The following is a 22,857-nucleotide window of genomic DNA, read 5'->3' as shown; positions in this document are numbered from 1 at the left end:
TTTGTCAGGCTAACGAGCGATCGTCGGTATTGTCACACCATCGCGAAGACGAGGTGGGAGGCCCTATCCGATGACGTTGCCACCGTCGCTGTCGGAACTGGATTCGCAGTCGGAGTCAGAGCAGGAGCTCAGCCGGGTGTCGGTGCTCGTCGGTGGGCTGGTGCTCGACATCGGGCTGCCCACCCACGTCAGCATCGGTGCGGTCATCAACGACGTGATCGACCTCGCGGATGATCAGATGCCCGCGGTCAGCGACCTCGAGGACACCCGGTTCGACAACGCCGAGGGCAAGTGGACATTCGCACGACTCGGCGGCACGGCGATCGATCCCAGTAGGTCGCTGGCCGAGGCCGGAATCTACGACGGCGACTTCCTGGTGGTGCAGCAGGTGGGCGTACCGGCAGCGCCACTGCTGTTCGACGACGTCGAAGCGACGATCGCCGACACCGGCACCCCAGGCGCCTGGCTGGCCGAGAATGCCCGACCGGCAGCATGGTTCGGGCTGAGCATCCTGCTGGGCGTGCTGGTGGCGGTTCTGTTGCCCCGCCAGACCCTGGTGTCGCTGGTGCCCTCGGTACCCATCGCGGCCCTCGCCACGCTGAGCGTCGGACTGATGTGCGCGGTCGCCGCGTGCGTGTTGCCCTACCGGTCGCGGGACGCGGGGCGCTCGGCCTGGCTTGCCGGCGCCGCGCTGCCGCTGATCTTCGGCGGGGCCCTGTTCGTGGTTCCGGGTGCGCACGGCGTCAAGGCGCTGCCCATGGCGTTCGCTCTGACCGCATTGGTGGGCCTGCTGATGCTGTTGATCACCGGGCGCGGCAGGTCGCTGTACACGGCGGTGGTCGCGCTGGCGGTGCTGTGCATCCCGGCCGCGGTGGCCGAACTCGTCCTCGACCCTGCGCCGCGGTCCATCGGCGCGATCCTCACGACGGTCGCGGTGATCATCGTCTACCTCGCACCCAGGACCACCATCATGCTGTCCAAGCTGCCGGTGCCCCGCGTTCCCACCGCGGGTGAGCCCTTGGATGACATCGAAACCCAGGGCGGCACAACTGTTGAGGGCGTGAACGCCATCGGAAAGCAGGTCATCCCCACCGAGGAGGGTATGGCCGAGCGGGTGCAGCGGGCCAACGAATACCTCACCGGGATCATCGCCGCGGCGGGGATGGCGGCGGTCATCGGCTGCTATCTGGCCGTGGACGTCAGCAATGGATTCTTCTGGCAGGGGACGGCCTTTTCGATCGCGGTGGCGACCGTGTTGTGCCTGCGCGGACGCAGCCACCACGACCTGGTGCAGTCCGCAACGCTGATCGGTGCCGGTCTGCTGATCGTGCTGGCGATGATCGTCAAGACCGCTGTCAATCTCGATGGTTGGCAGGTGAATTCGGCCCTGATGCTGGTGTCGCTCGGTGTCCTGGTGGTGTGTACCGGTCTGGTGGCGCCGCGCCTGGAGTTCTCGCCGGTGATGCGGCGGCGGGTGGAACTGCTCGAATACCTGGCCATCGCGCTGGTCTTCCCGCTGGCCTGCTGGATCATCCGGCTTTACGCGTTCTTCCGGGAACTGCGAATCTAGCCGACTTACTTCGGCGGAACCACCTTGAAACCGTCGGGATCGGCGGCCATTCCGTCGTGGGCGATCAGTGCGGCCTGCTGGGACAGCTCCGGTCCGGGAGGCAACAGCGAGATGATGGGCCAGGGTGCGTACTGGGGCGTCTCTTTCGGGCTTTCGGGGTCCTTGACACCGAACACGCCGAGCGCGGTCGCGGTGGGCAGATCCTTGATGTGGTACCGCACACCGGTGTCGGCGATGTAGAACAATTGGCCCATCGCCTTGCTGTTCGGCTCGCCACCGGTGGACTGGACGTATTCCCCGGTACCGGGTTTGAGGTAGGCGTAATCCAGGCCCGGACCGTTGCCGTCCGCCGTCGCCAACCGGACGGGCTGCGCGTCCTTGGGCACCGGCAACCGGTGACCGACCAGTAGCCGGTTGGTGGCCTCGGCGGCGGTGTTGGTGCGTTGCCAGGCCAGGCAGATCACGCGATCGGGTTCGACGTTGATGAACTCCGGTGACGCGGTGGGGTAGTGGTCGACGTGCAGGGCATGCACGATGGGGGCGTTGCTGATGACGGCAGGAGAGATGGTGTCCGGGTCCGACACGGTCGGTGACCCGGCGTCGCCGTACCGGATGATGTCGGCGGTGGCTTCCGAAATGGGTTGCAGCCCTTGGCGAAGCACGACGTAGAGCTGGGTGCCGCGCGAGTCGACCGTCTTCACCAGCGAGCCGATCCGGTATTGCGCGTCGAGGTAGTCGGTCGGCTGGCCGACACCGTCGATGGTGACGGGCAGGATGGGGTCGACCAAGGGGAAGGCGTTGAGCAGTCCGGGCGAGACTTCGCGCACCTCTGCGTCACCGAGACGTAAAGCACTGTGCAGCACAGGATCCGTCGGATCGATCGGCGCGCGCACACCGTTGTAGAGCAGAAACGTGGTGTTGCCGCTCTGGGTGAGCAGCATCTGCGCGGGCGAGGCGGCGCGAATGTCGTCGGTGAGTACCGGGTTGTTGCCCAGCACGGTGGTCTCGACGGAGAAACTGCCGACGTTCACGGTGACGTCCGGGGTCTTGGTGGTGTCGCACACCGTCCACGACGACATGTTCATGTCATCGCCTTGGTGAATGGCGGTGGGCCCGCCCACGACTCCGACCATCGGGCCCAGCGGAACGGTGTTGAGGAATTTGTCGTCGACCTGTTTCGGCGGGTCGTTCTTGCCGGCGATCATGCGTGCGGACGCAACGTTCAGCACGGGGTGCAGCTTGTCGCCGATCCGCACGAAGATGGCGCCGTTGGACTTGCTCAGCATGATGGTGGAGTTGCCGAAGTTGGGCATCGGCTTGAAGAAGGCCAGCACGCCGCCTGCACCGGCGATCAGGATCGCGACCACCATGCCGACCAGCAGAGCACGCATCTGGCCACGCATCGGGTCGTGGATCATCCGCGAATCGCCGCGAATCAGTGCATGTTCGAGGCGCCGGATGAGAAAGCGATACCCATTGACCTGAGCACGCGTGGTAACTTGCGCTGGCATGGCTGCTCCCCCAATCAGCGATCAGGGTACAGCCGTTCAACGGATGAGGGACCGGGGGTGTGACAGTTCGTCGTAGGTCCGAGCGAGGCCGGGGGGACACGGCTGCGCCGGGAGATTTCGCGTCGACCGTCGACATCATCCCGCAGCGTGCCGTTCCGCTACGCGATCTGCTCCTGATCGAGTTGTTCATCGCGATCGGTGTCGCCACCGCGTTGCTGCTGCACCAACCCGGTTGGTACGGCGCCGCGGCCGGGCTCGCCGTGGCGCTGCTGTTCGTCGTCCGGGTACGCGGACTCACCCTGCCCCGATGGGTCGGTATGCGGGCGGGATTCGCCCGCGACCGACGCCGGCGGGCCACCCGCGGCGCGCGCCACGAACCATTCGATGCGGAACTGCCGGACGGGGCGCAGATCGGCTTCCACTGGGACGGCAAGACATTGCTGTCGTTGGTGCGGATACAGGAGAACCCGCAGGCGCTGACGGTGCTGGAGCCCGGCGTGACGGTGTCCGGTGAGACGGTATCGGTGCAGATGGTCGCCGACTGCCTGGAGCAGTTCGACATCACGCTGGATTCGATCGACGTGATCAGCCAAGGCGCGCGGTCCCAGGGCCACGGTCAGATCGCGGCGATCTATGACGCGGTGCTGGGGCCGCTGCCCGCCATCGCGCAGCGCACGGTCTGGGTCGCCGTGCGGTTCGACCCCACGCGCTGCCCGGACGCCGTGCGACACCGCGGCGGCGGGCGCGAGGGAATCATCCGGACCGCGGGCACCGCGACCCGTCGGGTGGCCAACCGGCTGGCCGAAGCGGGGCTGCGCCCGCACATCATGACCGCGAGCGAGATCGCACAGGCCACCAACCAGCTGTCCGACGGGGTGGCGCTGAGCAGTGTCGAGGAGACCTGGTTCACCTGCCAGGAGGGGCTCTTCCAGCTGCGCAGTTTCTCGGTGCAGCCGTCGATGCTCGACACCGCGGGTCTCGGGTTGTTGTGGACGGTGCCGAGTTATTCGACCACCGTGTGTGTTTCGTTGCGCCGCGACGAGGCCGGGGGGCCGGTGAAGATTCGGGGATTGGTGCGGTTCAACAGCCACGGCCGGATCCGTGCCGGCCTGCGCGGTCTCAGTCACCTGCGCGGCTACCAGTTCGCGGCGCTGGCCACCAGCCTGCCGATGCCGCCGCCGCGACGGTCGGTCGAACGGTGGGCCTTCGCCACGGGTGACGATGCGCTCAAAGATCTTGCCCTGCCCGCTTCCGGGTGTGGGCAGGTGATCGGCGCCGACGCCCACGGCCGCGCGGTCGCGTTGCCGCTGTTCGGCCCGCAGATCGAGCGGGTGGAGGTGTGCGGGACCCTGCATCTGGCTCAGCAGGCCGTGTTGCGCTCGCTCGCGCTGGGCGCGCGGGTTCGGGTGCACACCCGCAGGCCCGCGGCGTGGCGCGACATGGTCGAGGCGGTGGCCGACCAGAACGTCCTGCGGGTCACCGACTTCAACCGTGGATCGATGCAGGCCGGCGCGGAGCGCAATTACTCGGTGGAGATGTTCGACGGGGTGGCCGAGCAAGGGGTGCGGGTCGGTGTGACGGCGATGGTGGTGAAGCCCCCGCAGGCGGCGCCGTCGCGGGATGTCGATGTGAGTCTGCGGCTGATCGATCCGAAGAACGACGTGGTGGCGGTGCGTACCCGGTCGGGGTCGGCCGAGGTGACCATGGTGGCCACCGACGATGAGATGCGCTACATCAAATCGTCGTTCAGTTCCGCTGACTGACGTAATAGGTTGGATTCCAGGAGGGGGCAGCCATGACGAGTTCACCGGACTACTACGGCGGATACGGGGGTGGCTACGGCGGGTATCAGTTCGCGGCTCCCGAACCGGAGGGCAACACCCAACGTGCGGCGGCGCTGTGGATCGCGACCGCGGTGCTGGGTCTGATCACCTTCGCCGTCAGTTTCGGTTCACCGGTCGCGCTAGGTTGGATCACGTGGTTCAGCGTGCTGGCGGCGGTGATCGCCGGTGTCGGTCTGCTACCACGCCAAGCTGAACATGGTTGGCTGGCAGCGACATTCGCCGTAACAGGATTCCTGGTTGCACTGAGCACCTGGGTCGAGGCCGACGACGCCGGCTGGGCTCTGGTGGTGATCGTGGTGCTCAACCTGCTGCAAGGGGCGGTGGCGGTGGCGGCGCTGCTGCTCGGGGGGGATGAGAGGTCCGCGCAGGCCGGTCCCGACTATGGCGCGTACGCGCAGTACATGCAGGCTTACCAGGCGTACGCGCAGTACCAGCAGGCGCCGCCGGCGCAACAGCGGGCAGCAGGGCAGGGGCAGGCCGACGCGCAGGCGCACAGCACGGCGACCGCGCAGGCGCGTGGTCGGGCCGGTGCCCGGGCCGACTCGGCTCAGGAGTCCTACGAGGCTCTGCAGCAGCGGTATGAGCAGCAGGCGGGGTATCCGCCCGCTCCACCGCAGCGGGGCGCGGCAGCGGCGCCGTCGGCGACCGCCGGCCCGGACCCCGGGATTCCGAGTTATGGCCGCGGCGGACCGACGGCGGCGCAGCAACCGGGCACACGGGCAGAGGAGCCGGGCGAGGCGTCGTCGAACTGAGCGGTTCCCCGGCATCAGAATTCGCATTCAGCTGGTTCACAGGTCGCGGTAGCCTGGTAGCACCGTCCGGCGAGCAAAGGGGGACGAGGTGCCCGAGTTCGGAATCAGTCCCATCGAACTGTCCGATATCAGCCACCAGTGGCGCGAAGGTGGTCGCAGCACCGCCGACCTGAAGTGGGACGCTTTCGGGCACGTGCAAGGCTCAGGCAGCGATGTGCTGGCCGCCATCCGCGATTGTGCAGACCCGGCTGCGGAGGCGACATCGTCGATCGGCGAACGGCTGAAAACCATGGCGGACAAGGTCACGCGGTTCGCCGCGAACACCGTGGAGTTGGACCAGAGCATGGGGGCGGCGATCAACGAGTTGCCTGCGCGCTGATGCGGCCGTCGATCAGCCAACTGCGAGGCTGGAATCTCGATGGGCTGGCTGCGGCGGGGACGCAGGCGCGGGACAACGTGCGGTCACTGGACGAGGCGCTCGACAAGGCGGAGAGAGCGATAGCGAACGCCCCGAACTGGTACGGCCAGACTCATGACGCGGCGACGGCGCGCATCGAGCAGGAGGTCGATCACGGGCGCGAACTGTCGAACGTGTTCGATCAGATTTCCGACAACGCCGAGGATGCCGCCCGCGACCTCGGTAGCCTTCGGTCTTTCATCCTGGGAAAGGTCGACGAAGCCGCATCCCGAGGTTTCACCGTCTCCGATACCGGGGCGGTGACCCATCCCGACGCCGACCGTGCCGACGACGCCGAGCAGTACCAGAGCGCTATCCAGTCCGGGCTCGACGAAGTAGACCGTCTGGACACCAGCTATGGCCAAACGCTGCGGACATCGGCCAAGGATCTGGCGGCCATGGTGCATGGTCAGCCCGACGTGACGTTGCCGTCAGGCGAGCGCATCGACCCGGACGCGCTGGTGGATCGGCTGGCCGGGATGACGCCCGACGAGCGCGCCGCCCTGCTGGCAACGCTCGATCCAGAAACGTTGCACGCGTTGGTGATAGCTGATCCCCTGGAGTTGGGCAACATGGACGGGGTGCCCTTCGACACCCGTATCGCGTCCAACGAGATCAACATCCGTAACGCCCTGACTGATGAACTCCAGAAGATGCCGCCGGACCAGACCCGGGTGGACCAACTCAACGCGATGCTCGGCACCATCGACGACCCGATCACCTCGGAGACCGACCAGGTCGACCGGCAGTTCGTGGGGTTCTCCCCCGAAGGCAACGGCCGGATGATCGAGCTGATCGGCTCGATCCAACCCGGCATCAACGGCGTCGGCGTGGTGGTACCGGGCACGAACACCAACCTCAACGGAAGTTCGTCGAACCATAAATCGGCACTCGCCCTGGCCGATCAGAGCAATTCGCCGATCTTGCTGTATGTCGGCGGCGACTTCCCGCAAGGTCTGGATAAGGCCGCCGACGAAACCTACGCCCGCGACATGGCGCCCAAGCTGGTCGGTTTCGGGCACGAGATCGACCGGGAGGTGGCAGGTTCGGCGGCCGGAACCCCGGTGACCTATATCGGGCATTCCTACGGCGGCGCGATCGTCGGCACTGCCGAACAACTCGGGCTGCGGGCCGACCGGATCGTGCATGCGTCGTCGGCCGGGACGGGCATCTACACCGCACCCTACGAGAACCCCAATCCCGATGTGCAGCGGTTCTCGTTGACCGCGCCGGGGGATCCCATCGGCGCCATCCAGTCGCTGCCCAGAGACACCGGGATCGCCCCGATGGGGCTACCGGAGAACACCGATGGCCAGGTCGGCAACCCACTCGGCGGTCTGCCCGGCGTCACCGATCCGGACAACATCCCCGGCGTCGTCCGCCTCGACACCGGTTACTACGGCAGCGAATTCAACGACCACCGGCCCGGTGAGATCATCGTAGGTACCGACGGGCACGGCCAGTACTGGGACGACCCCAACTCGACGGCATTCCAGAACATGGCAGGTGTGATCGCCGGCGGCGATGTCAGCCTCTATGTCGACCGCGGCATCGAGACCAACGCCGTCGACATCAACGTGGGCGATGCGGGCAATTTCGACGAGGAAGTCTGGGACCAGGCGGACGCCGCCGCGTCGCAGAAGGCTGCCGAGTACATCCCTTTCACGCCCGACGAGTGGGAAGACCCGTGGGGTGGTGCGCGGGTCACCGACAACCCGCAGATCGGCGAACGGTACGACGTGCAATGAAGTTTCTGACGGCGGGTTTCACTCTCGCAGTGCTCTTTTCAGTGGTCACGGGATGCGGGGCCGGTAGTGGCGACAGCGCGGCAACAACGACGGAGGAAACGAGTATGTCAACGCCACCCACAATCACGATCGCTCAGGCCACCGACGAGAACAGCCGGCTCGTCGCGCTCATCGTCGGCGACGAGTTCGACCGGTCCGCGTTCCAGGATGTTGCGCAGATCGGTTGCCGTACCGATCCGGAGTCATTGATGAGCGTGGGCCCGCCGTTCTCGGTGCGCACCACGTGGGTGAAGCACGATCCGTCACCGGAGTTCGTCGCCGCCGCATTGCGTCGGGTGGATTCCCTGCAGGCCGAAGGTTTCCAGCGCACTCCGTGGACCCGGCCGGAACCTGAACCGCCCAACACGCGCGCCTACAAAGACGACCGCGGGTACGGCATCACGGCGTCGGACAAAGTGCGTCCGAGCGGCAAGGCGGTGTTCGAGATCTACGTCAACTCGCCGTGCGCGAATCCATGAACGGCCACTCCCGTCGACAGGGCCGTGCAGATTCGCGTTCGGGTGATCGTGGGTGTTGATATGCGCGCAGAGCTGCCTCCCCCGAAGGGAACCGACGAATGGGACGCGTTGATCGAACAGGCCTACGAGCGTCTCGAAGCGGGTGAATCGCCGGCCCTGATCGCCGAAACACTGAGTGTGGCAGCCGGTTACGCCGTGGACGCAGAATGGCTCGATGGCGTGTTCGGGTCGGCCTCTACGGTAGAGGCGGCATGGCAGTTGCGGGTAGACGCGGATCCACAGCTGGTGCGAAAAGTAGAACCGACGCGGCAGGAAATGGTCGAGATTGTGCAGCGGATCATGCCGACTTCGTCTGCGTGGGACGCGGAGCGCAGTCCCTGGTGGACCGCCCTGCTCAGTGCACATGTCCCGCACCCGGCTCCGACGGACCTCATCTTCTATCCGCCAAGCGGGGTGGATCTGGCGACGTGGGATGCCGCAGCGGTCGTTGCCCATGCGTTGGCGCATCGTCCGATCGCCCTGTAGGCAGCGGTGGTTGCACGTGAAGACGTGCGCGGCGCTGACTCCGAAGTTGTGGAGTACGCCAAACCGGAGCGGACACTGCGTTGCCGCCGTTGCCCGTCACGAAATTGCCACGCAAAGGCGGTTCCGCGAGTACAACCTACGTCGATGCGATAGATCTCTCGTGAACGGTTCGTCGGCCCACTTCTCTGGATTGACGTAAATCCATTCGTAATCGGGGCCGATTGAGTTGATGGCGTCAATGACCTGACCTAAACCGTGGAACACCCGCATCACTGCATTAGGACTCTCTATGGCGATGGGAAGTCGTCGAATATCGCGTAGTGCGTGATGCGGTCGAGCACATCTTGATCGATCCCGCCGAAACCCTCTAGTAATTCCTTGATTACTGATAATTCAAGGTAGTAAGTCCAATCGCCGGCGTCCCCAACGTAATCTGCCGATTCGAGTAGGGGTCTTTGGGTACAAAGATGGATCCATCTGGAATTTCGGCGTACGGGCTGTCGAATATTTGCTCAAGTAGCGTCCGTATTGGTTTCGGGTACTCAGCCCCAAATTGCCATTCCACCGCGTCCTCCCGGATGCATTAATCGCCAGGTGTTCGGTTTGCCACCAGCGCCGACTGGATGATGTATCTCGGGGACAAGTTGTATTCTTCCTGGATCGACATGATGGTGCCATACCCGCCCTAGCTCTGCCGGCGAACGAGGACGCGCCGCACCGCACCGCTAGGGCCTTGGATCGAGTCGCGGATGCCCGGGATTAGGCATTCATCGCTTCGGCGAACTGGGGGCCTCCTGGGTCCACGGACCATCGGTCCACGTCGGCCTGGGGCGCGGTGGAGGCCGGGGTTGTCCAGGGACAGCTCACCGGCGCGCAGCGCCGAAGTGCCTGCAGTGCTGTGAGTTTGGGTTCGCGGGGTGACTGGCCGGGCAGATACGACCAGGAGGGACCTCACCGGCGGTGGTGGTTTGTTCGACCAGTCGGGTGCCGTGCCAGGCGAACAGCACCGATTCGCGGTCGCTGGTCCTGGTGAGTCGGCGTCCGGAGGGGTCGTAGGTGTAGCGGTACGTCTGTCCGTCGGGGGTGACGACGGTGCGCAGCCGATCCCAGGCATCCAACTGGTAGTGCCACACATCGGGTTTGCGGCTCAGGCGTTTGGGGACGGTCTGGAATCGAAAATACTTGGGGCGTGGAACTACGCTGGCGGGGGTGGGAATGGATCGAAGGGGAGCGGCGCGCAGATGGCGAAGCTCGTTCCTGCGAGCACACCGGCGTAGGAAAGTTGAGCGACCAGGTGGTCGCTGAGGTACAGCGTTCCACGGGGGTCATCGACATGGCGGAATGCACCGAGTTCGCGGATTGTGTTGGGTTCTGCGGGGCTGAGGAAGTGATAGGTGCCCAGCCCGGGGTCCTCGAGTCGCTCACGTGAGTCGCCGCGACTGATGACCGCAGAGCTCAGGAAGATGGCGAGATCGGTTCGGCCTGAGACCGTGTCGACGGCTGCCACCCAAACTCCGTAGTCGTCGAGCACGCGCGCGGCCGCAGTGATGTGCTCGGCCCCGGCGACGAGCAACGCGCCGGGGTCCAGGTACGGCATTCGCGCCTCTGTCAGCAGAGGTTGCGCGTCACGTCCTGAGACCATCGAAACTCTGATGGCAGTCTCGTGTGCCCGCCAACTCCCCTCCACGCCGCCTCGGGCGATTACCTGCCCTGACTCCCAATCAGCGACCTGCGCATACTGATAACGCGCCGATGCGGCATCCCGCACAGGCCGGAATGAAACCGGGGGCCACCCACACTGATCACACATGATCGGTCACGGACCGCACGGAGCCAGAGGTGCTTCACTCGCGGCAGTCGACTGAGGGTGCGATCGATGCAGGCCTCTAGGAGCTGGTGGCATCAGTCAATCACTTCGATCGCAGAGGGTCGACGAAACTCAATGGTGTCGAACAACCCCGTCGCGAGCAGCGAATCCCTGGCGCGCTCACTGAAGAAGGTGCCCAATAAGGGCATCGCGGTGAAAACGTAGACCTGCGCATCGACCAATCGACTTGCAACCACAATCATCCGGTCGCCTCGTCGGAAACGAGTTTCTGACTTCATGTGAGACCGCGAGAGATCTATCGCATCGACGTAGGTTGTACTCCGATAGATCCAGACACCACGGCCGTCGAGGTCTGCGGGCAAGAACTCACCGTCACTGCCGATAAAAGGCTCCAAGCGTGTGCGGCAGTCGTCTAGAAGTACGAGAAAATCGGATCCGATCGAATTGACCGCGCTGCGGCGCAGCGGTCGGTTGTACTCGTCGGTCGAGGTGAGGCCCCAGGCGAGCTGCACAGATTCCCAACGGTTCCCGGCCGGACCAGGGCCTAGCGCGCGCAACCGGAAGTACTGATCGCGATCAACAAAGTCCACGGACTGTACAGTCACATCATCCAGTGCTAGGTACACAGCACATACCTTCTCATCACGAGCCGTACCGGTACAGTTCGCCACCCAGCAGTGCTTCTCGTACATCGTGGAGCACGTCGATCACGCCCTCTCGCGTAGATTCACGTCGCAACGCCCTCAACATGTCCTCGAGATGCGCTTTCGAATGCACTCCTCCCCCGTGATGCGGAACTCGCACGTCATCAGGCCCCATCATTCCGCGGTGGTCTGGCAACCACACGCCGTTCGCAGCATCGTTGATACCGATCTCAAAGTGTTTCAAGATCGCTCGCATCTCTGGTGCACCGCCGTAGTTGATGCCGCCCGGAACCATGTGGTGTGCTTGGTCGCCGCGTGCCGGTATTTGTCCGTCCGCGACTAGATTGCGACCCAGTCTAGTCGAGTCGGGTAGTTCTCGGTTGTGATAGTTGTCCGGACACGGGCTCAGCCCGTACGGATCCGCGAACGCCGTCGGGTTCCCCGGGTATCCGTAGGGATTCGGGGCGGGCGCTAACCCGAGTGGGTCGGATGACAGATACCGCCCGGTGTGGGGTTGGTAGTAGCGGTGGTGGTTGTAGTGCAGGCCGGTTTCGGGGTCGTGGTATTGGCCGGGGTAACGCCAGGGGGTGTCGATACCGGTCCAGGTGGTCTGTCCCCACATGCTGGCGTGGGCGTGACCGGCCAGGGTGCCGGTGGCCGGATCCAGCAGGCCGACCGGGGTGTCGATCTGGTCGGTGACCAAGGCGTAGAAGCGGCGGTCGATATCGGCCTGGGGCGCGGTGGAAGCCGGGGTGTCCAGGGACAGCTCACCGACACGCGGCGCCGAAGAGGTTGTGGCGGTGTGGGTTTGGGTGCGTGGGGTGAACTGCCCGGGTAAATAGGACCAGGAGGTGACCTCACCGGCAGTGGTGGTTTGTTCGACCAGTCGGGTGCCGTGCCAGGCGAACACCACCGACTCACGGTCGCTGGTCTTGGTGAGTCGCCGCCCCGACGGGTCGTAGGTGTAGCGGAAGGTCTGCCCGGCGGGGGTGACGACGGTGCGCAGCCGATCCCAGCCATCCCACTGGTAGTGCCACACATCGGGTTTGCGGCTCAACCGTTTGGTGACGGTCTGGATCAGGCGACCAGCGGCGTCATAGTGATAGCGTGACCGGCCATCATCGATCAGGCGGGTGCCCTCATACCGCCAACCCGGGCCGTCAGCGGATCCGTCGATGATGGTGGGGTTCTGCGCGGCGTCGAACACCGTGGTCTCGGCCACTGCGCCGGCAGTCTGCCGGGACGTCAGCCGGCCCAGGATGTCGGTACCGTACGTGGCGGCCGTCCCGAGCGCGGGTGCGGTGGGGTCGGCCACACTGACCTCGGCGAGCGTGTCATCAGCCCGGTAGCTATACGTGGCAGCAGCCAGAAGCTCTGCAGCACTGCCTGATCCGGACCCCAGATTCAGCACCGAAAGATCCCGTAACCCGCCCAGCACCCGGCGTTCGGTCAAGCGTCCGGCGGCATCGAAGGCCGAGTCGATCGCGGTGGTGCCGTACTGCAGACGCGTCGCACGGCCCAGGGCATCAGTGGTGATCTCACACCGTTGCCCCGCGGTGGACAGCATGTCGACCAAGCCGCGCCGGTCATAGGACAACGACGTCCGCACGCCCGACGGGGTGAACGTCTCTATCTCATCGCCAGCGGCGTTGAACACCGACTGCACCGCCCGGCCGTCGGTGGTCTCCGAGATCATCCGCCCGGCCGCGTCGTACCCGTATTCGGTACGCGCCCAGGGCATCACCACGGCCAGCAGCTTCCCGGCGCCGTCGTAGCTGTAGTCGATGCGTTCGCCGCCGAAATCGCCGCCGCTGCTGGCCTCGGAGATCAGGCGACCGGCCGCGTCATACCGGTAGGTCAGCGTCTGCCCCGCCGCATTGGTGCGCGATGCCAACCGCCCGGCGGCGTCGTAGCCATAGCTGATGGTGGCGCCGTTGAAATCGGTTTGCGCGGAGAGCATCCCGTCAGCCGAGTACTGGTAGCTCCACGTCTGCCCGGCTGGGTTGGTGACCGCGATGAGTCTGCGGGCCTTGTCGTAACTGAAGTGGGTGCGCGAACCGTCCGCGTCGATGCGTGTCACGGGCAGGTCGTAGAACCCGTACTCCCAGCGCGTCGTCGCGCCCACCGCGTTGGTGTGCGAGGTGCGGTTACCCTCACCGTCATAGGTCCAGGTCTCCGAGGATCCGTCCGGGCCGACACGCGCGCTCACGCGACCGGCGCGGTCGTAGGTCAGCCGGGTCACCGCGCCGTCAGGACCGACGACTTCGGTGAGATTACCGAAACCATCGTAGGAACAGTGGGTTTCGAATCCAGCAGCGTCGGTGATGGTGATCGGGAGTCCGGCCGGGTTGGTGCGGTAGTGCGTCCGCCGGTCCATCGGGTCGATCCGCTCGGCCACCGCACCCGCGGTGTCGTACACCCATCGCCACACACCGCCGGTGGCATCACGCATCTGTACGCGGTTACCGGCTTCGTCATACCCGAAGACGGTGACCGCCCCGTCGGGCGCGGTGACCTGTACGGGCCGCGGGCCGGCAGCGGTGTCGAGGTAGTTGATGGTGGTGACGTTGCCGAGGGGATCGGTGATCTGCGCGGGCATCCCGTCGGGGGTGTAGCGCAGAGTGGTGGTCGCGCCCGCGGGGTCGGTGATGGCCAGCGGAGCCCGTTCGGCGTTGAAGTCGGTGCGGGTCACCCGACCCAGTGGGTCGGCGATGGCGCGGGGCCGCAGGTCGCTGTCAAACCCGTAGACGGTGGTGTCGCCGACGGCGTCGGTGTGCACCGTGGTGGATCCGCTGCCGTCGGGGTTGGCCTGATACGAGAAGCTGCTGGCCCACACCCCATTGTGGCCGCCCTGGTAGGCGACCCGGCCCAGCGTGTCGTATTCGTTGTCGTAGTGCGCGCCGGTGGAATCGGTCCACCCCGTCATCCGGTGCCGCTCGTCGTACTCGAAAGTCGTGGTGGCTCCGGTGGCGTCGGTCACCGACGTCAGGTCACCGCGGGTGTAGCCGAACCGGCGCAGCACCGTGGACTCGGTGTCGGTGGCCAGCGTGTAACCCCGGATGCGTGACCCGGCGCAGTCGACGCCGATGCGGTACCCGCCGGAATGCACCGCTCCCGACGGCGCGCCGGAATCGTTGTAGGTGAACAGGATTCGATTGTTGTGTGCGTCGGTGATCGCCGAGATGAAGATGATGCCGTCGGCGAGGTCCGCGCCGGCGAGGTGCGGTTTCGGGGCGAAGTGGTAACTCAGACCCGAGTTGGGTGGCTGTAACCGGTAACCGCCGTTGGGTGCATTCCACAGCTGCCAGGCCCGTCCGATGCGGGCCACGCTCGGCTCGTCGGCAACCGGTGGATCGAAGGACAGCATGGTGCCGTCGGCGTCGATTGTGGTGACCGAATCCGCGGTGATGACGACCCTGGTGTCGAAGGTGCACGACCACGAAGGTCCCAGCCACACACCGGCGCGGTAGCTCGACTTGTGGGTGCGGGTCAGGCGCAGCCCGAGCACCGCCGGCAGATCGACATCGACTGCGGGCAGGTAGTACTCGCCGGTGGCGAGATCGACCGGATCGGTTCCGTCGCTGCACTTCTGGTTCGGTTCATGTGAAGCCGACGGATCAGTCTTCGACTGGTCGGCGATGTCGTGCTTGTCAGGTACGCCGCCGTCATCGGGGCCGTCCGGATGGTGATCGTCGGGTTTGTGGCCGTTGCCCGGGCCGTTGCCGTCGTGCCCGCCGGATTTCGTCGGCATGGTCTTGTCGCCCGCGGCCGGGTGCCCCGGTCCGCGGTCCATGACCGCGACCGGGTCGGCGGAGCGGGCAGCCTCGGCCGCGTTCACCGCATCCTTGGCCGTCGCGGCCGCGGGCCGTGGCGCAGTATCGGTTGCCGCGGCCGGGCTGGGTTTGGCTGCCGGCGCATCAGGGGGGCGAGCCACCGGCGCCTCTCGGGCGGCGGGCACCTCACGGGCAGCCTGGGTGGGAGTGTCACGCAGGGGGCTCGGCGCGTCGGCGCGTGCCGGGTTCACCGGGGACTGCGGCGCGGGAGACGTGTTGTGCGGTGTCGTCGACGATGTCGTAGCCGGGGAATCCGAGCGGGGCGGCGGGGGTGACTCGTCGCGGACGGTCGGGGCATCCTGCTTCGGTGCCGGGGTGTCGTGCGGAGCCCGAGCCGGCTCGGTCTTGTCGGTGTGTGGGGTGTCGGCAGGCTTGTCGCCGTCGAGCTTGGGGTTCTCGGTGGGACGTTCGGTCGGGGTGCCGTCGTGCTCGCGCGGGGTGGGCCTTTCGTCGGGAACCCGTTCCTGGCGGGGTTCGGGATCGCGGCCCTCAGGGCCACGCGGGGGCGGTTCGGGATCGTCACCGTGGCGGCCGTTGGGCTCGGAAGACCGTTCGTGCGGCGCCGGGGAGTCGGTGTGCGCATCGGGAGTGCGGTCCGTGCTGGGTGTTTCGTGGCGCGGCTCCGGGTCGGGACCTCGATCATGCACGCCTGCCGAATCCGGGTCGTGGCGTTCCGGCGTCGACGGTGAATGGTCTGCTGGTGGCCGCTCGGCCGGCGGATCGGCGGAGCGGGGCGCGTCCCCGCTAGGTTCGTGCGGTGATTCCGCCCGGGGTTGCGGTGCTTCGCCGTGCGGATGCTGCGCCTGGGGTGCTGGTGCTTCGTGTGTGGTGGCCGCCGGTGTCGCGTCGTGCCCACCGGGGTGCGTCGATACCGAGGCCTCGGGCGGGTTGTGCGGCGTGCTGTGCGACGCCAGACCTTCGGCCGGCCGCGAATGCGAAGCCGCGCCGGCGGCGGTGCGGCCGACGTCGCGGGCTCCGCCTTCGGCCGCGTCCTTGAGTACCGACTTCATGACGCCGCTACCCTTCGGGCCGAATGGGATGAAGTTCGAGGCGAATGTGCCGAATGCCTGGCCTGGATCCGCACCCCAGCCGTCACCGATGAATCCCTTGACCAGCTGATCGGGGTGGGCGGCCATGTTGGTCAGCCCAGCACCGACCGCGGTGGCGTTGCGGGCGTATTCGGCCGGGTGGGCGATGTTGTAGGGATTCGTCGGATCGACGGTGCGGACCATTTTGCCCAGATCGGTGACCGCACCGACCAATCCGACCACCGCGTGGCTGTCGAACATGCCGGCGGTATCAGCGAAGTCCTTGAAATCGGCGGCGACACGCTGTGAGGGCGGCGGTTCGGGTGGTGCTTCGTTGGCTGCGTTGTTGAATGCCGACGCTGCGGAAGACGCACCCTCGTTGCGGGCCTTACGGGCGTCGTTGAGGATCTGGACGGCCTCTGCGCACAGCTTCTCGCCGGGATCCTCGTCGGGCGGTTTGGGCGGAAGGGTGTCCGCGTCGCTGTTCACCGCGGCGTTGTAGTCGTTGCATGCTTGCACCCACTGCGCGTGCTGACGCTTGCCTTCCTTCCACTTCTCGATGGCCTCGGCGGCGCGCTGCTGGGCGGCTTCGACGATGGGGGCGAAGGTGTTCAGTGCCGCGGCAGCGCTCTTGCAGGCGCCGGCGGCGTCGCGCCACTTGGGGATCTCCTGGCTGATCTTCTGGTGGTAGGCGTCGGCGGCCTCGCCCTGGAATTCGCCGACATTGATGCCAGCCAAGCCGTCGGCGGCATTGCCGAAATTGGTGGCCAGCCCGTCGAGCTTGCCGGCACGGTCCCGCATCACCGCGGGTTCGCCGTGGATCAGTTCCTTGGGATCGTCGCTTTCGTTGAGGTTCTTCTCGCCGGGGGTGGCGCCGAGTTCGTCGGCGATGTGATCGCCCCAGTCGCGGATGTTGTCGGCCACCCCGTGCGCACCCACGTCGTCGGCGATGTCGGCCACCGCGTCGGAGCCGACGTCGACAACTTTGCCGACGACCTTCTTGGTGTCATCCCAGAGGTCCTCGGCGTCGCCGATCAGGTCGTCGAGACCCCAGCCCATTCGTCAGAGCCTCGGGTCGGGGGCCTGTTCAACCGGGGCTGCGGGCGCGGGCGCCGGATCACCGCTCATGAAGCCGTCGACGGTGACCCGAGCGGCCTCGCCCGGTACGACGGCATTCAGCCCGGCCTGCAGCGAGTTGTCCTTCATCGCCTGCAGGTTCTGATTGATCTGGTCGTTGACATTGTCGAACGACTGGGCCGACCAGTCCGGGTGGGCCAACCGGTTCACGTTGTAGTCGACCATGTTGCCCCAGGACATGTCGTCGGTGCCGCGGACGACGATGTTGCCGTTGGCGTCTCGAACGGACTCCTTCTGCAGCGACGGATCGCCGGCCAGGTCGTTGACCATGTCCTTGGCTGCGTCGTTGAAGTACTTTTCCTGCAGTTCGTAGCGGCCGGCACCCAGATCGAGGGCCGAGCCGATATCGCTCGCGACCGTGATCAAGGCGCGGGTGCCCCACTCCCACCGGTTGGTGAAGTTGGCGAACCCGGACTGCACGTCGGGGTGGCTGGCTTCCAGGCCGGTCATGGCGAGGTCGCCGAACCCACGGCCGAGTTGGCCCTGGTAGCTGCCCATCATGCCGCTGGAGATGCCTTCGATGACCCCATTGATTCCGGTCGCGGCCTGCTTGAGGGTGTCGGGGTTGACGCCGAGAACCTTTACGCCGCCCATGTGCGGACCGCCTTCCCTGTCGACTCATCGATATAGCAGTGCGGGGTGATCGTCTTGACCGGCGGAAACGCCATGGCGTCCGGATGGGCGGCATCCACCACGAGGCCGGTGGGCTCGGCCGCCCGGTCCAAACCGTCGAGCACCGCTGCTCCCCGCACCTGGCAGATCTCGACGGCGGCGATATCGCGTCCGGCCGCCTCGGCGAACGCGGCGCAGCGGTCCACGCCGGTGAAGGCCACCAGCCAGGGCAGGCCGCCCCACCTTTGGGTGAAGACCGACCCCTCGGCATCCAGCGGCACCACCAGATCCGCTGTGCGGAGGCCGGCGAGCAGAGCGACGGGGTCGCCGAAGCCACCGAAGAACGCCGAACGTTCCACCTCGAACGGAAACACAGTCACCCCCCGGCAAATGTCCTGGCTAGCATCCTACTGATCCGAGCGGCGGTTGCCAGTGGCCGATGGTCGGCGTGCGATATTGGGTTACGTGAGTGCACCGCAGCCACCGTGGGGACCGCAGGGTCCGGACCCGCGCGATTGGCGGGCCGCGCCACCGCCCCCCGGCGGCCCGGCATGGGACCAGCTGTTCGAACTCGACGATGTCCGCCGGCCGCTGCCCGGGCAGCGTGACGGTGGGGGCCGCCCGAAAGCGGTGCTCGGTGCGATTGCGTTGATTATGGTCGTTGTCATCGCTGCGGTGGTCGGCTGGCTGGCCACCCGGGATGGAACCGAAACCGCTTCCACACCAACGTCTTCGGTCGATCCGACTGATGCCGCGGCGCAGTCTCGCTTGTTGAGCCAGTTGCCGACCGGATACCCGCAGGGCGTGTGCGAGTCGAAAGGACCCGCGGACGGCGGTTTGGCGGTCGTGTCCTGCAAGCAGAACGCCGATCCCGGCGGTCCGGCCTCGGCGACGTTCACCCTGGTGAGGGACAAAGCGGCCCTGGAGGTCGCGATGAATACGGTGATCACCGGTTCGACCACCGTCGAGTGTCCCGGGCGTATCCAGTCGCCGGGCCCATGGCGCCGCAATGCGACGCCGCAGCAGGTGAGCGGCACATTGTTCTGTGGCTATGTGGGCGCCCGTCCCGTCGTGGCCTGGACGGACGAGGCCAAATTGCAGCTGAGCGAGGTCCGTGGCGGAATGGACGGCCCGGCGCTGACCGAGCTGTACACGTGGTGGTCGTCACACTCCTGATCGCGCCTGGTAAGGATTGACCATGGGAACCAATCAGCGCGCCAAGATCGTGATGGCCGATGACGAGATCACCGAATTCATCGAGCGCAGCCGCACAGCCACCATGGCGACCGTGCTGCCCAACGGCCGACCGCACCTGGTGGCCATGTGGTACGCCGTCCTCGACGGGGAGATCTGGTTCGAGACCAAGGCCAAATCACAGAAGGCGGTGAACCTACGCCGCGATCCGACCATCACCGTGATGATCGAGGACGGCCTGACCTACGGCACCCTGCGCGGGGTATCGATCGACGGCACCGCGGAGATCATCGACGACCCCGAGACCAACCTGCGGGTGGGCATCAGCGTGTGGGAGCGCTACACCGGTCCCTACACCGACGAGATGAAACCCTTCGTGGACCAGATGATGAACAACCGGGTTTGCATCCGCGTGCGGGAAACGCGGCGGCGCAGTTGGGATCACCGCAAGCTGGGCATGCCGGACATGCCCGTCGGCGGCAGCACCGCGCAGTATCTGACTAACGACCCGGTGGCGGGCTGAATCCCCCGCTGAGCATCGCGGTCGCCATGCCGCTGCCGATCGGTCCGTCGCGGTCGAACAAGGTCGCTGTTCCGGTGGCGACGCCGTCGACGCTGTAGTGGGTCAGCGCCGTCAGGCCGATGTCGGGGCCGACGGGAAGCCGGCTCAGGGTCACGGTGTAGTCGGCGTTGATGTAGCGCAGCCCGTCCGGGCCGAAATTGGTCAGCGAGCTGACCACGTCACCGGCCATGGCGGCGCGGGTGAACGGCGTCATCGGCGCACCGTCGACGACGGGTGCGGTGTTGCACACCCACGCGTGTTTGGGCCCGGTGTGCTGCCAGGCGGACAGATCGAACGTCGGCCCGGATGGGGCTCCGTGCGCCACGATGTGCATGGGCCGGCGCTCTCGTAGGTCGGGTGGCGGCGGGGCCGGAATGGTGATCTCGGAGGTCCAGATGTCCGTCGGGGAGGGCTCGCCGCGCCGCAGGAACACGGTGCTGGCGCGGGCCACCAACGTGTCGCGCTGAAATGCTTGTGCATCAACCACTTTGATGCGCTTGCCGGCGCGGATCACCGCGGTGCGTACCGTCACCGGCTCGAGCGCCGCGGGTCGGAACAGGTCGACGGTCAGCCGCGCCGGTTGCAGCTGCGGGTCGCCCGCGTCGCGGTCGATGACGAATCCGAGCAGACCGCCCATCACGTTGCCGCTGATGGTCTGGCCCCACGGTCCCTGTGCCAGGCTGGTGGGAACGAACGCGTCCCCGTCGGGCTCGAAATACGCCGCGGGCAGGCGCATTCAAGGATGTTTCGCGACGTACTGGGTGACCATCGAGCAGTGCGACTCGATGGCCAGCCCGGCCGCGCGGGTGGCCGCTATGGCCTCGGCGACCAGCTGCGTACCCAGCCCACGGCCGCCCACGGCGGGGTCGATCTCGGTGTGGGTGAACACCCGCACACCGTCGCGGTCGTGGAAGTCGACGAGCCCGACCTGCCGCTCGCCCAGCGAGATGGTGAACTGGTTGTCTCCTGGTGTCACCACAGCAGTGTCGTCAGCGCTCACGAGGTTTGAGCCTAACCGCGGGAAGCACCGGGGCGGGCAGGCGGGGCACGGCGCCGCGGTAGCCCTCGACGGCACCGAAGCGGTCCGCGCCGGCCTGCCATGCCTCGCGGTACGCGACGATGTCGTCGTGGCTGCGGCCGACGAAGTTCCACCACATGACCAGCCGTTCCGGAAACGGCGGACCGCCCAGCAGGATGAGCCGGGCGGGTTTGTCGCCGCGGTTGACGATCTCGAGGTGATCGCAGCCCGGCGATTGGTAGGCGAGGTCCGCGACCGCCAGTGCGTCGCCGCCCACCTCGACGCTGCCCCGATCGAGCAGCACACCGTGTTCGAAGCTGGGGTCGACGTCCAACGCGATCTTCGTTCGCGGTGCCATATCGAGCTGGGCGCCGAGCAGCGCCGTGAAGGTACGCACGGGTGAGCGGTGGCCGGCGAGTTCGCCGAGGAAAACGCGCAGCGTCGCCCCGCCGATGGCCACCGCGGGTGGCGTGTGATGCGCGAAGTCGCGGGCGCCGTCGCGGGCGGAGTCCGGAAGTGCCACCCACAGCTGGACGCCGTGCAGCACGGTGCTCGCTGTGGTGGATACCTCGGAGTGGCAGATCCCGGCGCCGGCGGTCATCAGGTTGAGTTCGCCGGGCCGGACCATGGCGTGCACTCCGGCGCTGTCGCGGTGTTCTATCTCGCCGCTGAAAAGCCAACTGACCGTTTGTAATCCGGTGTGCGGGTGGGGCGGCACATCCATGCCCGGACCGTCGAGCACATCCTGGGGGCCGTAGTGGTCGGCGAAGCACCACGCACCCACCATGGAGCGTTCCTTGGCGGGCAGGGTGCGGCGCACCAGCATGGCGCGCGGACCGCCCAGTGGAACCTCGCGGGCTCGCAGAACGCCGGTGAATCGTGATGCGCCACAGTCGACTTCGGGTGGGGCGGCATCGGTGTTGCTCACGCGTACCAGGGTAGACCCGGTGTCAGCGGATGGCCTGGAGGTTTGGGGACGGTGCCGGCATGGCGCCTCTCGGCAAGTGGTCGCACGAAGCGACGGTTCTGATGTGGTACCCGGGGCATGACCGGCACCGTCGGTGAATGTAACCGGTTCCGCACCGCTGCTATTCCGGCGGGCGGCCGGTGAGGAGCATCACCTCACCTGGGCTTCCCGCGGTAGTGACGGCCCCGTAAAATTACCGCCAAGTAACTTGAGAAGGTCAGGACATATGCGTCGTCGGGTAAATGTGGCTGCGGCCGGACTGGGCGCTGCCCTGGTGCTGTTCTCGGCGGGTACGGCCTCAGCCGAAACCGTCGTCATGCCGTTCACGAGCACGGTGCGGGCCTGCGATTTCACCCCCGCGGAGCGGACCTGGGCGACGGGTTACGCCCGGCCGTTGGCCCACCTCCGGACCGAGGGCGACACGTTGGCCGTCGACGTCGAGATGTTCACCGGCCGGCCCGACACCGCGTACTTCGTCCGGGTGTTCCAGATGCCCAGGGCCTCCAATGACTGCGCCGTCGCACCCGTGCTGCTGCAGACCGACGGTGTCGGCACGGCGCACGCGACCATCCGGACCGCCGTCAAGCCCGGTGCCACGGGGGTCTGGGTCTCGATCGAACGGCCGAGCGCGTATTCGCAGCAGCCTGCCGAGGCGTACACCTCGGACTTCATCGCCAAGATCTGAGTGAGCCGAGAAGGCCGCCCCCGCTACCGGCCCCTCGAATGCGGTAGCGGGAGCAGCCGGTCTCAGGCCGACTCGAGATAGAGCCGGCGGGCCCGGACGGGATAACCGTTGCGTTCGGCCAGTGACCGCAGTTGGCGCAACGCGAAGGTGCGGCCGCGTCCGCCTTCGGGGATGACGATGCCCGCCCACAGCCCTTCGGCGCGCGGCAGTTCGCAGGCCTCGCGGGCGCAGGCCCAGCGGCGCGGGCACATCCGGCAGATGGTCTTGGCGTCCTCGTCGGCCACCGATGTCCAGCGCTCCGGGTCCCGCGTGCAGTCGCCGACGGGCAGTCCGTCCGCACCCAATGCGTTCATGGCGTTTCTCCTGTCGGCGGCGCGTCTGCCGCAATGGAGACGAATGTAGAACACAAACCGTAGCATTGCAA

The 22,857-nt window shown here is 66.6% G+C and carries 21 protein-coding genes; 10 read left to right on the top strand and 11 right to left on the bottom strand.

The features are described from left to right. The first annotated feature begins 70 nt into the window (after positions 1 to 70). Entirely contained in the window at positions 71 to 1,570 is a 1,500-nt protein-coding gene (gene eccD / locus AC1DY7_RS03490) for a type VII secretion integral membrane protein EccD (RefSeq protein ID WP_477492272.1), read from the top strand. A 5-nt stretch (positions 1,571 to 1,575) separates the two neighbouring features. Here the strand turns inward: eccD and eccB are convergent, their stop codons facing one another. Next, on the bottom strand, positions 1,576 to 3,081 hold the full coding sequence (gene eccB, locus AC1DY7_RS03485) for a type VII secretion protein EccB (RefSeq protein ID WP_477492271.1): 1,506 nt from the start codon (positions 3,079 to 3,081) through the stop codon (positions 1,576 to 1,578). 59 nt (positions 3,082 to 3,140) lie between these two features. Between eccB and eccE the strand changes: the two genes are divergently transcribed. The 6 genes from eccE (at position 3,141) to AC1DY7_RS03455 (ending at position 8,925) form a co-directional block, all read left to right on the top strand. Then, complete coding sequence (gene eccE / locus AC1DY7_RS03480; RefSeq protein WP_477492270.1) at positions 3,141 to 4,844, top strand: type VII secretion protein EccE; 1,704 nt, start codon at positions 3,141 to 3,143, stop codon at positions 4,842 to 4,844. Between the two features lie 32 nt (positions 4,845 to 4,876). Beyond that, complete coding sequence (locus tag AC1DY7_RS03475) at positions 4,877 to 5,677, top strand: DUF5336 domain-containing protein (RefSeq protein ID WP_477492269.1); 801 nt, start codon at positions 4,877 to 4,879, stop codon at positions 5,675 to 5,677. Positions 5,678 to 5,765: 88 nt separating this feature from the next. After that, positions 5,766 to 6,056 (top strand): hypothetical protein, encoded by a 291-nt coding sequence (locus AC1DY7_RS03470; protein ID WP_477492268.1) that lies wholly within the window; start codon positions 5,766 to 5,768, stop codon positions 6,054 to 6,056. Further along, positions 6,056 to 7,882, top strand: a complete 1,827-nt coding sequence (locus AC1DY7_RS03465; RefSeq protein WP_477492267.1) for an alpha/beta hydrolase — start codon at positions 6,056 to 6,058, stop codon at positions 7,880 to 7,882. The genes AC1DY7_RS03470 and AC1DY7_RS03465 overlap by 1 nt, the downstream gene beginning before the upstream one ends. A gap of 104 nt (positions 7,883 to 7,986) precedes the next feature. After that, positions 7,987 to 8,400: a hypothetical protein gene (locus tag AC1DY7_RS03460; RefSeq protein WP_477492266.1), complete on the top strand. Its 414-nt coding sequence runs from the start codon at positions 7,987 to 7,989 to the stop codon at positions 8,398 to 8,400. A gap of 60 nt (positions 8,401 to 8,460) precedes the next feature. Further along, a complete protein-coding gene (locus AC1DY7_RS03455; RefSeq protein ID WP_477492265.1) occupies positions 8,461 to 8,925 on the top strand; it encodes a hypothetical protein in 465 nt (154 codons plus the stop codon). A gap of 863 nt (positions 8,926 to 9,788) precedes the next feature. Here AC1DY7_RS03455 and AC1DY7_RS03450 read toward each other — a convergent pair. From AC1DY7_RS03450 to AC1DY7_RS03425, 6 genes are all read right to left on the bottom strand, one after another. Next, positions 9,789 to 10,058 carry an RHS repeat domain-containing protein gene (locus AC1DY7_RS03450; protein WP_477492264.1) on the bottom strand — a complete coding sequence of 90 codons (270 nt, stop codon included), beginning with the start codon at positions 10,056 to 10,058 and terminating at the stop codon, positions 9,789 to 9,791. 62 nt (positions 10,059 to 10,120) lie between these two features. Continuing rightward, positions 10,121 to 10,567 (bottom strand): hypothetical protein, encoded by a 447-nt coding sequence (locus AC1DY7_RS03445; RefSeq protein WP_477492263.1) that lies wholly within the window; start codon positions 10,565 to 10,567, stop codon positions 10,121 to 10,123. 260 nt (positions 10,568 to 10,827) lie between these two features. Further along, positions 10,828 to 11,343, bottom strand: a complete 516-nt coding sequence (locus tag AC1DY7_RS03440; protein ID WP_477492262.1) for a hypothetical protein — start codon at positions 11,341 to 11,343, stop codon at positions 10,828 to 10,830. A 52-nt stretch (positions 11,344 to 11,395) separates the two neighbouring features. Further along, positions 11,396 to 17,317: a putative T7SS-secreted protein gene (locus AC1DY7_RS03435; RefSeq protein ID WP_477492261.1), complete on the bottom strand. Its 5,922-nt coding sequence runs from the start codon at positions 17,315 to 17,317 to the stop codon at positions 11,396 to 11,398. Between the two features lie 3 nt (positions 17,318 to 17,320). Further along, positions 17,321 to 17,989: a hypothetical protein gene (locus tag AC1DY7_RS03430; RefSeq protein ID WP_477492260.1), complete on the bottom strand. Its 669-nt coding sequence runs from the start codon at positions 17,987 to 17,989 to the stop codon at positions 17,321 to 17,323. Next, positions 17,977 to 18,387, bottom strand: coding sequence for an SseB family protein (locus tag AC1DY7_RS03425; RefSeq protein WP_477492259.1), 411 nt, complete (start codon positions 18,385 to 18,387; stop codon positions 17,977 to 17,979). The genes AC1DY7_RS03430 and AC1DY7_RS03425 overlap by 13 nt, the downstream gene beginning before the upstream one ends. A gap of 85 nt (positions 18,388 to 18,472) precedes the next feature. On the opposite strand from AC1DY7_RS03425, the gene AC1DY7_RS03420 reads away from it, so the two are divergent. Continuing rightward, the gene (locus tag AC1DY7_RS03420) at positions 18,473 to 19,183 is read left to right on the top strand and encodes a hypothetical protein (RefSeq protein WP_477492258.1); all 711 of its coding nucleotides are present in this window, start codon (positions 18,473 to 18,475) and stop codon (positions 19,181 to 19,183) included. 22 nt (positions 19,184 to 19,205) lie between these two features. Next, on the top strand, positions 19,206 to 19,724 hold the full coding sequence (locus tag AC1DY7_RS03415) for a pyridoxamine 5'-phosphate oxidase family protein (RefSeq protein WP_477492257.1): 519 nt from the start codon (positions 19,206 to 19,208) through the stop codon (positions 19,722 to 19,724). Here the strand turns inward: AC1DY7_RS03415 and AC1DY7_RS03410 are convergent. The 3 genes from AC1DY7_RS03410 to AC1DY7_RS03400 are packed head-to-tail and all read right to left on the bottom strand — an operon-like array spanning position 19,702 to position 21,709. Next, positions 19,702 to 20,499 carry an acyl-CoA thioesterase domain-containing protein gene (locus AC1DY7_RS03410; protein ID WP_477492256.1) on the bottom strand — a complete coding sequence of 266 codons (798 nt, stop codon included), beginning with the start codon at positions 20,497 to 20,499 and terminating at the stop codon, positions 19,702 to 19,704. The two genes, AC1DY7_RS03415 and AC1DY7_RS03410, sit on opposite strands and share 23 nt — an antisense overlap. Further along, entirely contained in the window at positions 20,500 to 20,763 is a 264-nt protein-coding gene (locus AC1DY7_RS03405) for a GNAT family N-acetyltransferase (RefSeq protein ID WP_477492255.1), read from the bottom strand. After that, positions 20,753 to 21,709 carry a pirin family protein gene (locus tag AC1DY7_RS03400; protein WP_477492254.1) on the bottom strand — a complete coding sequence of 319 codons (957 nt, stop codon included), beginning with the start codon at positions 21,707 to 21,709 and terminating at the stop codon, positions 20,753 to 20,755. Before AC1DY7_RS03400 ends, AC1DY7_RS03405 begins: the two co-directional genes overlap by 11 nt. A 265-nt stretch (positions 21,710 to 21,974) precedes the next feature. Between AC1DY7_RS03400 and AC1DY7_RS03395 the strand changes: the two genes are divergently transcribed. Further along, positions 21,975 to 22,433, top strand: a complete 459-nt coding sequence (locus AC1DY7_RS03395; RefSeq protein ID WP_477492253.1) for a hypothetical protein — start codon at positions 21,975 to 21,977, stop codon at positions 22,431 to 22,433. 62 nt (positions 22,434 to 22,495) lie between these two features. Here the strand turns inward: AC1DY7_RS03395 and AC1DY7_RS03390 are convergent, their stop codons facing one another. Then, a complete protein-coding gene (locus AC1DY7_RS03390) occupies positions 22,496 to 22,786 on the bottom strand; it encodes a WhiB family transcriptional regulator (RefSeq protein WP_477492252.1) in 291 nt (96 codons plus the stop codon). Positions 22,787 to 22,857 lie beyond the last annotated feature (71 nt).

The sequence above is a fragment of the Mycobacterium sp. P2_H7 genome, assembly GCF_056403275.1.
Note: the sequence above shows the minus strand (reverse complement) of the source record. Positions and strands in the feature narration are given on the sequence as shown.

Bases quoted from the DNA above. Each gene is read 5' to 3' on its own strand.
- AC1DY7_RS03410 (WP_477492256.1), bottom strand. From the start codon at position 20,499: ATGCGCCTGCCCGCGGCGTATTTCGAGCCCGACGGGGACGCGTTCGTT.
- AC1DY7_RS03445 (WP_477492263.1), bottom strand. From the start codon at position 10,567: ATGGTCTCAGGACGTGACGCGCAACCTCTGCTGACAGAGGCGCGAATG.
- AC1DY7_RS03455 (WP_477492265.1), top strand. From the start codon at position 8,461: ATGCGCGCAGAGCTGCCTCCCCCGAAGGGAACCGACGAATGGGACGCG.
- AC1DY7_RS03460 (WP_477492266.1), top strand. From the start codon at position 7,987: ATGTCAACGCCACCCACAATCACGATCGCTCAGGCCACCGACGAGAAC.
- AC1DY7_RS03395 (WP_477492253.1), top strand. From the start codon at position 21,975: ATGCGTCGTCGGGTAAATGTGGCTGCGGCCGGACTGGGCGCTGCCCTG.
- AC1DY7_RS03435 (WP_477492261.1), bottom strand. From the start codon at position 17,317: ATGGGCTGGGGTCTCGACGACCTGATCGGCGACGCCGAGGACCTCTGG.
- eccB (WP_477492271.1), bottom strand. From the start codon at position 3,081: ATGCCAGCGCAAGTTACCACGCGTGCTCAGGTCAATGGGTATCGCTTT.
- AC1DY7_RS03465 (WP_477492267.1), top strand. From the start codon at position 6,056: ATGCGGCCGTCGATCAGCCAACTGCGAGGCTGGAATCTCGATGGGCTG.
- AC1DY7_RS03430 (WP_477492260.1), bottom strand. From the start codon at position 17,989: ATGGGCGGCGTAAAGGTTCTCGGCGTCAACCCCGACACCCTCAAGCAG.
- AC1DY7_RS03415 (WP_477492257.1), top strand. From the start codon at position 19,206: ATGGGAACCAATCAGCGCGCCAAGATCGTGATGGCCGATGACGAGATC.
- AC1DY7_RS03390 (WP_477492252.1), bottom strand. From the start codon at position 22,786: ATGAACGCATTGGGTGCGGACGGACTGCCCGTCGGCGACTGCACGCGG.
- eccD (WP_477492272.1), top strand. From the start codon at position 71: ATGACGTTGCCACCGTCGCTGTCGGAACTGGATTCGCAGTCGGAGTCA.
- AC1DY7_RS03475 (WP_477492269.1), top strand. From the start codon at position 4,877: ATGACGAGTTCACCGGACTACTACGGCGGATACGGGGGTGGCTACGGC.